Source organism: Streptomyces sp. NPDC055287 (genome assembly GCF_053646035.1).
In genome coordinates this window covers 373332-386148 of the sequence record NZ_JBSHNE010000003.1, presented here as the reverse complement: position 1 = coordinate 386148, position 12817 = coordinate 373332, and the positions used below count along the sequence as shown (strand labels likewise).

Here is a 12817-nt window from a genome sequence, read left to right as displayed (position 1 = left end):
GATGAATCCGTGATTAAGTCGTCATAAATCGATCGTGCGCGAGTAATTGATTTACATTTCCCGCTGTCCGCCCGCATCCCGGAGGCTAACCTGATGTCGGCGCACAGCTGAATTGTCGAAGAGATTCGGGGAATGGCATGCGACGATTTCCGTACGGCAGGGCGATGGTGACCGGGGCATCGAGCGGTATCGGTGAGGGTTTCGCCCGCCGGCTCGCCGCGCAAGGGGTCGACCTCGTCCTGGTGGCCCGGCGCGGTGATCTGCTCAAGCAGCTCGCGAGCGGACTTGAGACCGAACACCGGGTGAACGTCGAGGTGATGCAGCTCGACCTCACCGACGAAGGCCAGGTCACGCAAGCCGAGGAGCGCCTCGCGGACGGGGCACGCCCGGTGGATCTCCTGGTGAACAACGCCGGATCGAGCGGTTCCGGGTACTTCGCGGAGCTGCCGCCGGAGCGTGAACTGCACACCGCGGTGCTCAACGCCCTGGTGCCGCTGCGGCTGTCACGTGCCTGCCTGCCCGGCATGATCGCCCGGGGCGCCGGCGGCATCGTGAACGTCTCCTCTCTCGTCGCGGTGCTTCCCAAGCCGCGCTCCGCCACCTACGCGGCTTCCAAGGCTTTCATGTCCTCGCTGAGCGAGAGTCTGGGCATGGAAGTGGCGCGACACGGTGTGCACGTCACCACCGTCCACACCGGCCTCACACAGTCCGGGTTCCATGCCGCGGCGGGTGTCCCGGCCTATACACTGCCGCGCATCAGCTGGCTGACGCCCGATCAAGTCGCCCGGTCCGGGCTGGAAGCGGTGGCGGCCGGCCGGCCGTCCGTGGTGCCGGGCCTCGGCTACCGCATCAGACTCCCGCTGATGCGCGCCATGCCGCGGTCGATCGTCAGGACCATCATCCGGCGCGTCCACAAGGCGTAACAGTGAGCGTTTTCAGCGTTGCCTCTCCAGGGTGAGGACGGCGGCAGCGATTGACGTCATGCGATTGGGGCTGGCCCGCGACCTGCGGAAGATCCGCCAGGACTTCAGCTGTGCCATCCCGCGTTCGACGGGTGCTCGTGCCTGGGCCAAGGCGCGGTTGACCGTGCGCTGGGTTGGGGACAGTTCGCCGCCGGGCGGTCGTTTGCGGCCGGTGGTCACCCACGGCCCGGCGCCCTGGTAGGCCCGGTCGGCGAGGATGGGAACACCTTGGCGTTCGCAGATCCGGATGATCCTGTGGGCGCGGGCTGCGGTGAGGTCGTGGGTCCGGCCCGGCAGGGCCGGGGAGATCCACAGCACCTGGCCAGTGGGGTCGGTGACGACCTGCACGTTCACGCCGTGGCGGCGGTGCTTGTGGGAGTAGTCGCCGCGGCTGTCGCCGACTCGGTCGCACTCGGCGAGGGTGCCGTCCAGCAGGACGTACTCGGGGCCGTTCTCACGCAGGGCCTTCAGCAGGCCCGTTGCCCGGTCGGCGAGCAAAGCGATGACCTTCGAGGTGTAGGCGTGGGCGGTGCCCACCGAGATGCCGAAGCCGGCGGCGACCTGGGCGAGGGTGTCGTGCTTGCGCAGGTACACCAGGGCGACCAGCGCACGCTGGTGCGGCGGGAGCTTGCAGCGGCGGTCACCCTCGCGGGTGACGATGAGCATGGTGACCCACTCGACCAGGGCATGCGGCAGGTCGAGTGCGGCAGGATAGGGAACCAACGAGGCTCCTGTGCCGGTGAGTTGAGACGTCGAACACCTCCCTCAACGGCACGGGAGCCTCGTGCGTTGCGTCCCCTGTAGCCATCACCCGATCAGTGGCCAAGCTGAAAACGCTCAGTGCTCCAGGGCGTGCACAGTGTCCCCAGGCGTGCACAGTGGTCCCAGCGGGCGGCGTGCCGACGGGCGAACCTGCGCCGCCGCCCCGTTTCCGCCGTACGGCGAGGAAGGACAAGTCATGACCACACCGAGCTCCATCTCCTCCCGGCACAGGGCGCGCAACAAGGTTGTCGTCTTCTTCCACCGGGTGGGGCTGCCCTTCGGCCCCATGCACCTGCTGACCGTTCCGGGCCGCAGCAGCGGCCTGCCGCGGACCACCCCGGTCGCTCCGGTGGTCGTCGACGGAGCCCGCTACATCCTCCAGGCGTACCCGGACTCCGACTGGGTCAAGAACGCCCGCGCCGCCGGCCGCGGGATTCTCGCCCGGGGCCGGCGCCGACTCCAGGTGGACCTGGTGGAGCTTCCGGTCGAGGAACGGGGGCGCGTGCTGCGTGAGTTCCCGGCACAGAACCCCCGGGGCGTCGGCGCGTTTCTGCGGAACGGCCTGGTGGACTCCGCGTCCCCGGAACACTTCGCGGCCGCGGCGCCGCGGTGCCCGGTCTTCCGCGCCACTCCGCGCGCCGGCTGAGCCGTTCCGCGGCCCACAAGAGGCCGGACATCGCGGACCTCATGGAGACGTGACGGCGGGCGGCTCCCACTCATCCGTGGGAGCCGCCCGCCGTCGTGGCGTCCGTACGCCGCGTCAGTGCGGCACGGGCGTCCTCTCGGGTGCCTCGGCCAGGGGCATCCCGTGCACATCGACACCGGCCGTGAGGTACCGCAGTTCGTCCGGACCCTCGTGGCGCAACCAGTGCGCCATCCTGCGCAGATCCTCCGGCTTGGGGTACACGAACCGGCACTCCGGATCGCGCAGTCCCAGGTGGTCCAGTACCACGGGGGCGTTCGCCACGGTCGTCATCAGCTGCTTGCCCGCGTCCGCGGTGGCCAGTTCGCCGCGGTCGACCGCCTCGCAAACCCGCACCATCTCGTCGAACAGCGCTTTGTAGCCATGTGATCCGGGCACCGGAAGGCCGGGATGGGCAGCCTCCTCCATTGCCCTGAGCACCCCTTCGTCGCCGGATTCCGTGTAGCGCTCGGTGAACCGGTCGAACCGGAGATTGATCGGGACCTCGGCCGCGCACCAGATGCGGTAGACGGCGTTCCACAGGGCATGGTCGGAGAAGGAGACGAACGAGCAGTTGACCAGTTCGTCGTTGTAGCGGATGAGGCCCTGCTGAAGCTCGTCGACGTAGCGGAAGCGCTCTTCGTCGAAGTCGTCCTCGGCGAGTGCGTCCAGGAGTCGCCAGGCCAGGGAGTTGACCACCTCACCGGTGTTGGTGAGGCCGCGCGAGTACAACGGGTCGATGAAGCCCGCCGCATGCGACATGAGGCACCAGCGATGGCCCACCGTCCGGTCGGAGCTGTACTGGATACGGCCGGCCGACACCCAGGGCCGTACGGTCCGGGCATCGGTGAACAGCCTTTCCACCGCCGGGAACCGGGCCGCGAACTGCCGGAACTCCTCCTCCGGGGACAGGTCCTCGGATTTCGGGTAGAGGCGTTCGTCGAGCGTGAGACCGACGCTGACGAGGGGGTTCTTGGAGTCGGGCGTGTTGTTGAACGGAATCGACCAGAACCAGCCGCGCTCGAAGAGGTGGTGCATGGTGCCCTCGACCCACGGGATCGGAGGCGCGTCCTCGGGTCCCACCCGCAGGCACTCGTCCGTGGGTCTGACCCCGATCATGTGGGTGAACATCGAGCGCGAATGGTGCTTGAGCGCCCCCGGAGGCCGGCGCAGGTCCAGCTGCCGGGCGAGGGGGGACCGGAAGCCGCTGGCGTCCACCAGGTAGCGGCCCTCGAGGCGCCGGCCGTCGGCTCCCACCACGGCGACATGGTCCTCGGCGAGTTCCACATCCTCGACCGCGAAGGCCTGGCGGGCCTCGCAGCCGTAGCCGATGGCCGTGTGGAAGAGGTACGCGTCGGTGTCCTGGCGGAACAGATGACTGGTCTGCAGTACCTTCGACGGCGGACTGAACTGAAGGAACTCCGCCGGATCCGGTTCCTTGCCCTCCTCGTGGCGGATGAAGCCGAAGTGCCGCTTGGTACCACTGGTCGGGGCGATCTCGTCCCGGCAGCCCTCGTACGAGGTGAGCGGCTCCAGTTCGGGTACGCCGTAGCGGCGGGCGAGCAGCCGGAACACCTTCAGTGTGTAGAGGGTCGTCGATTCACCGACGGCGAAGCGGGGGTGCGTTCCGCTGTCGACGAGCAGGACCGAGACGCCCTGCCTCGCCAGGATCGCGCCCAGGGTCGAGCCGGCGATGCCGGACCCCAGAATGATCACGTCATGACGGCGGGGTGAGCTGGAGAGCGGCCGCGGGCGGTGTCCGGGCATGGGTGTCCTCCCTGGTGTGACTGGTGCGACGTCGGGGCGTGCACTGCGGGGGACGGCCGGGGTACCGGGAGTTGCCCTGTACCCCGGCCGGTTGTCGCCGGTTCACGCCGAGCGGCGGCGCGCCGGCGGTCGAGAAGGAGCGGGAGCGCCGGGCGCCGGAGTGCGGTTCGGTCAGCCCCGGGCTCCGCGCGCGGCGGCGGGCGGACCACCCATGCTGCCGCGGACACCGGCGGGCGGTCCCGGCACATCACCATGGGCGCCGGGCGGCGGCTGGAAACCGCGCATCTGGTGCGCGTTGGCGAGCTCCTGCATCTTGCTCCAGTCGGGCCGTCCGTTCGCGACCAGCCGGGAAAGCCCGATGAAGAAGTTCTCGACGCCTCCGGGAGTGGCGATGACCAGCAACTGCCCCGGCTCGTCACCGACGTTGAGGAAACGGTGCGGTACGCCGCGCGGACCGAACACGACGGTACCGGCGGTGACGATTTCCGATACGCCGCCGACCTCGAACTCGTAGCGCCCCTGGTTGACGAAGAACGCCTCGTCGACCGTCTCGTGCACGTGCATCGGCGGACCGCTGCCGGGACGGGTGGTGATCTGGTAGAAGCTGTACAGGCCGCCCGTGTCCTCCTTGCGCAGCAGGAAGCGGCCCTCTTCGCCGAACCAGCACACCGGCTCGACATCGTCCCGGTTGACCACTTTTCGTTCGAGCTTCGACACGGTTCCACTGTCCTTTCGGTCGGGTCGTCCTTCGGAGGACGGAGGCCGCTGCCCAGAAGAGCAGCGGCTGAAAAGGGGGCGATAAAGGAGCGGAAAACCCACTGGCCGGTGATGCCGGCCGTACGTCGGGAGCCCTCCGCCGTGCGACGGAATCAAGCGAACGCGGTGCCGCCGTCCGCGAGCAGGCAGCTGCCCGTGAGATACGCGGCCCGCTGCGAGGCGACGAACGCGATGACCTCGGCGACGTCCTCGGGCGTCCCGTTGCGCCGCAGGGCAGCACGCTCGGCGGCCGCCCGTCGCTGCTGCTCGGGGATGTGGTGGGCGAGTTCGGTGAGGATGAGGTTCGGCTCCACGGCGTTGACGCGTACGCCGTGCGGCCCCGCCTCCAGCGCCAGCGTGCGTACCGCGGCCTCCACGCCCGCTTTGGCGACGGCCAGTGACAGGAAGCGCGGCGCCGGCCGGCGGGCGAGTGCCGCTCCGACCGCCACCACCGACCCGTGCCCGCGGGTGATCATGGCCGGAAGTACTTCCCGGGTGGTCAGGAACAATGCCTTGAGCTGCTGGGTGACCACACGTTCCAGGTCCTCCCAGGCCAGTTCCGTCGCCGGGGCGATGGCAGCCTCGTGGGCACCCAGACCGGACGCGTTGAGCACCAGTACGTCCACCGGCCCCAGCTCCGCGGTGACGCCGGCGACCAGGTCGCCGACCTGGTCCGGATCGGTGACGTCACCCTGCAGCGCGACCGCGCGGCCGCCCTGCCGCGCGATCGACTCCACGACCTCCTGTGCCCGGTCCGCGCTCTTGTGGTAGTTGACCGCCACCTGGGCGCCGCGGGCGGCCAGCAGCCGCGCGGTGGCCGCGCCGATGCCGCGGCCGGCCCCGGTGACCAGGGCCACCTTGCCCGTGAACTCGTACGGCCCCGCCGGATGCCCGGGGGCTGAGGGAGCGGGCGGGTTGGTGCGCTGTTCCGCGTCTGCGGTGTTCACCGGATCGACTCCTCGGCTGAGAGATGGATGACGGTCGGGGGGAGGGGGCGTTCACGCCCAGGCCAGCCAGCAGCCGCACAGCGCGGCGCCGAAGGCGAGCGCGGCGAAGGCCGTACGCAGCCGGTTGGCGCGCGCCCAGGCATCGCGCAGCGTGCCCCAGTCGTCCGGGAACTCGCCGGCCTCGGCCCAGGCGTCGATGCGCCTGTTCATCCGCACATTGCGCAGTTCCGACACCAGGGCTACGCCGGCCACCCCGCCCAGTGCCGACGCGAAGGCGGCCTTCGCGTCGGCTCCGGGGGCGAGGAACGACAGCCCCAGCCCCATGGCCAGGGCCACCTTGTTGACGGTCGGCATGAGCGGGTCGAACCCGGGGTCGAGCCGCCGGTGCACATCGGACCAGGCCTGCCGGGGCAGGCTCAGCAGCATGGGCACCACGGCCTGCTCGACCGCTATCAGCGCCCCGGCGAGGACACCCGTGCACAGCACGAGCACGGCGGCCAGGGAAGCGACCAGCATGACGGCCCCTCACCCCGGCCCGAGGCCGGCAGGCCCGGTGGCGGCCGGAACCGGTGTGCGCTCCAGACGCCCGTCCAGCATCAGCCCGTAACTCTGGCCCCTGGCGACGCTGTCGAAGAACGCGTACATCATCAGGTCGCGCAGCCGTGAGAGCGGGGCGCTGTGAACGAGCCCCAGCCTGCCGATCTGCCACGAGGTGGTCACCATGTCCGCGGACCGGGCTCGCCGCGCGGACTCGAACCGGCGGAGGGTCTCCGGGACCGCCTCCGGTTCGCTGCGCCCGAGCATGTCGGCGAGCACCACGCCGCTCTCGATGGCCTGACCGGCGCCCTGGCTGAGGTTGAGTGTCATCGGATGGGCCGCGTCGCCGACGAGCACGACCCGGCCCCGGCTCCAGCCGCCGTCCGGCGGGCGGTCGTGGATGGCCACCGGCAGAATCGCCTCGTCCTCGGTCGAGGCGATGATCCGGCCGATGGGGTCCGGCCAGTGGCGGTACGCGGCGGCCAGCGCCGCACGGCGGGTGTGGCGCACGGTGTCGATGCCGGCGGCCGCGCGGTCACTGGTGATCGCGTCCCAGTACACCTCGTTCTCGTTCAGCCTGCAGTACAGGAAGCGCAGACCGCCCTTGCCCCACAGATTGAAGAAGGTGCCGGTGGGCACCAGTGACTCGCCCGGCAGCCGGGTGATGGCCTGCCAGGCCGTGTAACCGGCGTACCTCGGCGGGGGCTCGAAGCCCCGCCGCATCGTCGCCCGGACCGTGGAGCGCAGCCCGTCCGCTCCGACCAGCACGTCGCCGCGGGCCGTCGATCCGTCCGCGAAGCGGGCGGTGACACCGTCCGAGTCCTGGGTGTACCCCGTGAGCCGGGAGCCGAGCCGGATCCGGTGGTCGCCGACCGCCTCGGTGAGGACTTTGTGCAGAGAGGAGCGGCGCAGGGCGCAAGCCGGCGCGCCGCACTCCTCCGTGGGTCCGTCCAGCTGCCAGCGGGCCAGCCGTCTGCCGGTGTCGGACCGGAACTCGTGGAACCGCATGCGCACCGAGTCGGCGGCGACGGCCTGGTCGAGCCCGATCCTGCGCAGCGAGAGGAAGGCGTTGTGCCAGAGCATGAAGCCGCCTCCGGTCAGCAGACGCCCCGGAGAGGGGCGCGCCTCGAACACCTCCGCCTCGATGCCCTGCCGCAGAAGACCCGCCGCCGTGGTCAGCCCGCCGATACCGGCCCCGATCACCAGGGCCTTGCTGATGGTCGCCATGGTCGCCGCCGCTCAGGTGCGGGACGGCACGCTGTCGAGCCGGGTACGCAGATCGTAGATCCGCCGCTCGATGCCGCCCCCGCTCCAGTACGGGAACATGGGCGCGGCCATCTCCCGGTGCGAGGGGGCGTCCTCCCAGGCGCGGAAAGCCTCTTCGCTCTCCCACTCGGCGAGCAGGATGTAGCGGCCGGGCTCCTCGGCGTCGCGCAGCAGCTCGTCCCGCAGATGTCCGGGCGTGCCGCGCACGACCGCGGTGACCGACCGGTAGGCCTCCTCGAACGCCTCCTGGTCCTTCTCTTCGATACGGGCGGACACCATGACGCGTACGGTCACGACGGATCACCTTCCAACGGTGCGGGAGAGGACACGTGCTCGACGGTTTCGAGCACGCGTTTGTGAGCGGATTCGCGGAACTTCTCCAGACGGGCGCTGAGCTCTTGACGAACGGCGCTCTTCTGGAAGGCGTCCAGGGCGGTGTGGTCGGCCCAGTCCGCCATGATCAGATGTGTGTTGGGGCGGGACGGATCGCGCAGCAGCGTCTGGGCGACGCTGCCCGGCAGCCGGGCGGCGGCCCTCGCCGTCTCGAGCCAGGCCGCGCGGAAGTCGTCCACGCAGCCGTCGCGGACCGTCATCTCCAGTACGGTGCGTACCACGGTCGCTTCCACTCTCAGATGCCGCCGTCGGCGTCGAGCGTGGCTCCCGTGATGTACCGGGCGGCGTGCGAGACGAGGAACAGCACCACGTCGGCGATCTCCTCGGGCCGGCCCAGCCGGCCCAGCGCGATCATCTGCTCGTAACGGGCCCGCCCCTCGGCCGTGACGGCCTTCATCTGGTCGGTCTCCACCAGACCGGAGGCTACGCAGTTGACACGGATACCGCGCGGTCCCAGTTCCTTGGCCAGCGCCTTCGTCAGGCCTATGACACCTGCTTTGGACGCCACGTAGTGGGCGGCGGCGGGCATGCCGTGGTGGGCCACGGCCGAGCTGATGTTGACGATCGAGGCGACGTCGGCGACGTACGGCAGCGCCGCGCGTATCACGTGGTACATGCCCGTGAGATTGGTGTCGAGGATGCGGTGCCACTCGTCGGGGGCCAGTTTCTCCAGCGGCAGGTGGCTGATGACACCGGCGTTGTTGACCACGGCGTCGATCGCGCCGTACGTCCGGTGCGCCTCGGCGGACAGCCGCTCGGCCTGCTCGTGGTCCGTGATGTCGCAGCGTACGAGCGTGCCCTGCGCCCCCTGCTCGTCCAGCTCGCGCCGCAGGGAAGCGACCTGCTCGCTCTCATTGACGTAACAGGCCGTCACCGAGGCACCCTGCGCCGCCAGGGCCAGCACCGTGGCCCTGCCGATGCCCCGGGCGCCACCGGTGACCAGGACGTGCTTGCCCTTGAGCGCGAAGTCCGGGCCCGTCATCGCGCCACCGCCGCTCCGGCGCGCCCGCGTGCTGCCGCCTCGACCCGCTCCTTGATGAGAGCCATCTGGATCTTCGAGTTCTTGTTGATGCGCTCGACCATGGCCGGGTCGTCCACCGGGGCGTCCCGCTTCATGTGGAACTCCTGCACCCACCGCATCTCCACACCCGCGGGGGTCTCCCGGTAGGACCAGTCGATGTTCATGAAGGCGAAGGGGCCGGTCTCGACGCGATGGGCCCGGACCGACTTGTTCACCCGGTCCATGACGCGCTCGGAGACCCAGCTCCACACCTTGCCGTCCGGCTCGGGGTGGAGGGAGAGGCGGAACCGCACCGTGTCGCCCTGGCGGTGCAGGATCGTCGCGGAGGCGTACTCGCTGAAGAGGTCCGGCCAGTTCGCCACATCATTGGTCACGTCCCACACGAGGTCGAACGGCGCGTCGATGACGATGCTGTTCTCGGTGCGGGCCGCGGCCGGCCGCAGCTGCTCGTTGATCAGGGAGTGGATCTCGGGAAAACAGGTGACACCGTCGGCTTCCAGCCGGATGTCGTACCGGTTCTCCACCTCGGTGAGCACATTGAGCAGGCCCAGGGAGTCCACTCCCATGTCCTCGATCGTCACTGTCGGGTCGTCCACCTGAAGCACCTCGGCGGGAACCCCGGTGCAGCGCTGGACGATGGTCAGGAACTCCTCGTACGTGAGGGGTGGAACGGTCATGGAAGCCGGTCCTTTCGCAGTCGCGTGGTCAACATCGGACATGGGGGCCATCAGGGCAGCGCCCGGACGACCAGGGCGGAGTTGAATCCGCCGTAACCCCGGGCGAGCACCAGGGCGGTGCGCAACGGGACCTCCCGGGGCTCGGACACGAGATCGAGCCGGTGGGCGGCGTCCGGTACGACGCCCGGACCGGTGGGCGGGATCACCTGCTCGCGCAGAGCCAGCAGGGCGGTGACGACGTCGAGCGGGGCTCCACCCGCGTAGAGCCGTCCGTAGCGCGCCTTGGGAGCCGTGACGGGCACCCCGGCAGGACCGAACACCTCGACGAGACAGCGCGCCTCGGCCCGGTCGAGGTCGGGAGTGGCCGCCGCGTCGGCGAACACCACATCGATCTCGTCGGGCCGCACCCGGGCTTCCCCGAGGGCGAGTTCGACCGCACGGCGCAGCGCCCCGTGGCCCTGGCGGGCCGCGCCCGACGGCGCCGGGTCGAACGTGGCCGCGTGGCCGGCGATCTCGCCGTACGGCCGGTCGGCGCCGCGCTCGCGGGCACTGTCCTCGTCTTCGAGGACCAGGAGCGCGCCGCCCTCACCGGGCACATGACCACAGGCGTCCGCGTCGAAGGGAACGTAGGCACGCTCCGGGTCGGCGCTGCCGCTCAGCCGCCCCGACGTCATCTGGCAGGTCAGCGCGTACGGACTCAGCGGTGCCTCGGTGCCACCGGTGAGGACGAGCCTGGCGTCCGCGTGCAGTACGGCCCGACGGGCCTGCGCGATGGCGTCCAGCCCGCCGGCCTGCTCGCCGACCGCCACTCCGCAAGGGCCCTTCATGCCGTGCCGGATGGAAAGCTGTCCTGTGGTGGCGGCGTAGAACCATGCGATGGACTGGTACGGGCCGACGTGGCGCGGCCCCTGCGACCACAGGGCCCCGATCTCGCGCTGTCCGAACGCGTTGCCCCCGGAGGAGGACGCCGTGATGACCCCGAGGTCGAACGGCGAGAACGCTTCGGGCCGCACCCCCGCGTCCGCCAGTGCCTCTTCGCCCGCCAGCAGCGCGAACTGGCTCCACCGGTCGGTCTGCACGGCAAGCCGGGGATCGACGCCCGGCAGTACGCCGTCCTCGAAGACTTCGCCGACCACGCGCACGGGGAAGCGTTCCGCGTCGAAGTGCGTCACGGGACCGAGACCGCTGCGGCCTTCGAGCACATTGCGCCAGAACGCCTCAGTACCCCTGCCGCCCGGTGCTATCGCCGAGATTCCGGTGACCACCGCCCGGCGTGCGGCCGTCGCTGTGTCAGACATCGCGCCTCTCCGGTCCGGGTGCGGTGAGCACCATCGCGGTCTGGAAGCCGCCGAAGCCACTGCCGACGCTCAGTACGGTGTCCGTCCTGTGCTCCCGGGCGGTCAGCGGAACGTAGTCCAGCCCCAGTTCCGGGTCGGGGCTGTGCAGGTTGGCGGTCGGCGGCACGGTGTTCATCTCGATGGCCAGAGCACAGGCGGCGAGTTCCAGCGCACCGATCGCGCCGAGGGAGTGCCCCACCATCGACTTGATGGAGCTCACCGGAACGCGGTAGGCGTGCTCGCCGAGCGACTTCTTGAACGCGGCTGTCTCGTGCCGGTCGTTCTGCCGGGTGCCCGAGCCGTGGGCATTGACGTAGTCGACGGTCTCCGGGGCCAGCCGTGCGCGGTCCAGGGCCACCCGGACCGCCTCGGCCAGCTCCTCGCCGTCGGGGCGCAGACCCGTCATGTGGAAGGCGTTGCTGCGCTGTGCGTATCCCGCCACCTCGCAGTAGACATGGGCGCCGCGCCGGCGGGCCGCCCCCTCCTCCTCCAGGATCAGCACCGCCGCGCCCTCGCCGAGCACGAAACCGTCTCGGTCACGGTCGAAGGGACGGGAGGCGTGCGCCGGGTCGTCGTTGTTGGGCGAGGTGGCCTTGATGGCGTCGAAGCAGGCCACGGTGATCGGTGAGATCGGCGCGTCGGTCGCGCCTGCCAGCACCACGTCGGCGGCCCCGTCCTCGATGAACTGGGCACCCTGGGCAACGGAGTCCAGACCTGACGTGCAGCCCGTCGACACCACCCGTACCGGCCCCTGGGCGCCGGCCGCCCAGGCGACCTCCCCGGCCAGGGCGCTGGGCACGAGTGCCCTGTACAGATGCGGGTACGGGTCCTCGGCGTCGACCACCCAACGGCTGCCGCCGCCGCTCACGCGCACGTATTGCTGCTCCAGGGTGACCGTGGAGCCGACGGCGCTGCCGACGGAGACCCCGATCCGGTGGGGCGGCACGTCCTCGGGCTCGACGCCGCTGTCCGCGAGCGCCTCGCGCGCGGCGACCACGGCGAACTGCGCGCAGCGGTCCATGCGTTCGATCTCGTCCGGGCTCAGCCCGGCTGCGGCCGGGTCGAAGTCGCACTCCGCGGCGATCCTGGACCGGTAGGCCGAAGCGTCGAAGTGGGAGATGGCGCGGGTGGCCGTACGGCCCTCGGTCAGCAGCTTCCAGAACGCCTTGGCGCCGATGCCACCCGGCGCCACCACCCCGATGCCCGTGACCACGGCCCTTCGGGCACTCATACGGACTCCTGTTCCGGGAGCGGTTCGGTGTCCACGTGCCCGAGCTCGGGGCGCGGTGCCAGGGGGCCGAGCTGGAAGACCATGAAGGCGGGCTCGGCGCCGTGGTTCTCCAGCCGGTGGCGGACGTTGATCTGCAGGTGGAGCGCCTCGCCGGCCGCGAGCGGGACCGGCTTCCCGTCGACGAGCGCCGTGATCTCACCCCTGACGAGGTACAGGAACTCCTCCGAGTACGGGTGGTAGTGCTCGGTGACCACCTCACCGGGCTCCAGGGTGAGTACCCCCATGAATCCGGACGTCGTGTCCGCCGTGGCCGGGCTCAGCAGCGTCCGCAGGTCCCCGCCCCGCCGCCGGTTGGGCTCGATGTCCTTCGCCGCGATCTTCGTCATTCGGTTGCTGGCCACGCCAGCCTCCTCTCGTTGTCCCGCACGTGTGGTGCGGCCCCCCGTCCGGAGACCCCGTCGTCGCCGGAAGGTGCGCTC

15 protein-coding genes and 1 pseudogene are annotated in these 12817 nt (G+C 70.5%); 2 read left to right on the top strand and 14 right to left on the bottom strand.

Translation table 11 applies throughout. The features are described from left to right. Positions 1–137 precede the first annotated feature (137 nt). Positions 138–923, top strand: coding sequence for an SDR family NAD(P)-dependent oxidoreductase (locus ACWIHY_RS07875; RefSeq protein ID WP_454374742.1), 786 nt, complete (start codon positions 138–140; stop codon positions 921–923). 12 nt (positions 924–935) lie between these two features. On the opposite strand, the gene ACWIHY_RS07870 is transcribed toward ACWIHY_RS07875, so the two are convergent. Continuing rightward, positions 936–1685 (bottom strand): transposase, encoded by a 750-nt coding sequence (locus ACWIHY_RS07870; RefSeq protein ID WP_454374741.1) that lies wholly within the window; start codon positions 1683–1685, stop codon positions 936–938. 235 nt (positions 1686–1920) lie between these two features. On the opposite strand from ACWIHY_RS07870, the gene ACWIHY_RS07865 reads away from it, so the two are divergent. Next, on the top strand, positions 1921–2370 hold the full coding sequence (locus ACWIHY_RS07865) for a nitroreductase family deazaflavin-dependent oxidoreductase (protein WP_454374740.1): 450 nt from the start codon (positions 1921–1923) through the stop codon (positions 2368–2370). A gap of 114 nt (positions 2371–2484) precedes the next feature. Here ACWIHY_RS07865 and ACWIHY_RS07860 read toward each other — a convergent pair whose 3' ends face one another. From ACWIHY_RS07860 to ACWIHY_RS07800, 13 genes and pseudogenes are all read right to left on the bottom strand, one after another. Then, positions 2485–4173, bottom strand: coding sequence for an NAD(P)/FAD-dependent oxidoreductase (locus ACWIHY_RS07860; protein WP_454374739.1), 1689 nt, complete (start codon positions 4171–4173; stop codon positions 2485–2487). Positions 4174–4344: 171 nt separating this feature from the next. Further along, on the bottom strand, positions 4345–4890 hold the full coding sequence (locus ACWIHY_RS07855; protein WP_454374738.1) for a cupin domain-containing protein: 546 nt from the start codon (positions 4888–4890) through the stop codon (positions 4345–4347). A gap of 152 nt (positions 4891–5042) precedes the next feature. Next, positions 5043–5876 carry an SDR family NAD(P)-dependent oxidoreductase gene (locus ACWIHY_RS07850; RefSeq protein ID WP_454374737.1) on the bottom strand — a complete coding sequence of 278 codons (834 nt, stop codon included), beginning with the start codon at positions 5874–5876 and terminating at the stop codon, positions 5043–5045. Positions 5877–5927: 51 nt separating this feature from the next. After that, positions 5928–6392 (bottom strand): anthrone oxygenase family protein, encoded by a 465-nt coding sequence (locus ACWIHY_RS07845; RefSeq protein ID WP_454374736.1) that lies wholly within the window; start codon positions 6390–6392, stop codon positions 5928–5930. A 9-nt stretch (positions 6393–6401) separates the two neighbouring features. Continuing rightward, positions 6402–7640, bottom strand: coding sequence for an FAD-dependent monooxygenase (locus tag ACWIHY_RS07840; protein ID WP_454374735.1), 1239 nt, complete (start codon positions 7638–7640; stop codon positions 6402–6404). A 12-nt stretch (positions 7641–7652) separates the two neighbouring features. Then, complete coding sequence (locus tag ACWIHY_RS07835; RefSeq protein WP_454374734.1) at positions 7653–7973, bottom strand: antibiotic biosynthesis monooxygenase family protein; 321 nt, start codon at positions 7971–7973, stop codon at positions 7653–7655. After that, entirely contained in the window at positions 7970–8305 is a 336-nt protein-coding gene (locus ACWIHY_RS07830) for a putative quinol monooxygenase (RefSeq protein ID WP_454374733.1), read from the bottom strand. Before ACWIHY_RS07830 ends, ACWIHY_RS07835 begins: the two co-directional genes overlap by 4 nt. 2 nt (positions 8306–8307) lie before the next feature. Further along, positions 8308–9054 carry an SDR family oxidoreductase gene (locus tag ACWIHY_RS07825; protein ID WP_454374732.1) on the bottom strand — a complete coding sequence of 249 codons (747 nt, stop codon included), beginning with the start codon at positions 9052–9054 and terminating at the stop codon, positions 8308–8310. Then, positions 9051–9536, bottom strand: coding sequence for an SRPBCC family protein (locus tag ACWIHY_RS07820; RefSeq protein ID WP_454374786.1), 486 nt, complete (start codon positions 9534–9536; stop codon positions 9051–9053). Before ACWIHY_RS07820 ends, ACWIHY_RS07825 begins: the two co-directional genes overlap by 4 nt. A 57-nt stretch (positions 9537–9593) precedes the next feature. Beyond that, positions 9594–9770: pseudogene (locus tag ACWIHY_RS07815) on the bottom strand (acyl carrier protein); the annotation flags it as partial. Between the two features lie 50 nt (positions 9771–9820). Continuing rightward, positions 9821–11068 carry a ketosynthase chain-length factor gene (locus ACWIHY_RS07810; RefSeq protein ID WP_454374731.1) on the bottom strand — a complete coding sequence of 416 codons (1248 nt, stop codon included), beginning with the start codon at positions 11066–11068 and terminating at the stop codon, positions 9821–9823. Beyond that, positions 11061–12338, bottom strand: coding sequence for a beta-ketoacyl-[acyl-carrier-protein] synthase family protein (locus ACWIHY_RS07805; RefSeq protein ID WP_454374730.1), 1278 nt, complete (start codon positions 12336–12338; stop codon positions 11061–11063). The genes ACWIHY_RS07810 and ACWIHY_RS07805 overlap by 8 nt, the downstream gene beginning before the upstream one ends. Then, a complete protein-coding gene (locus tag ACWIHY_RS07800; RefSeq protein WP_454374785.1) occupies positions 12335–12724 on the bottom strand; it encodes a cupin domain-containing protein in 390 nt (129 codons plus the stop codon). Before ACWIHY_RS07800 ends, ACWIHY_RS07805 begins: the two co-directional genes overlap by 4 nt. Positions 12725–12817 lie beyond the last annotated feature (93 nt).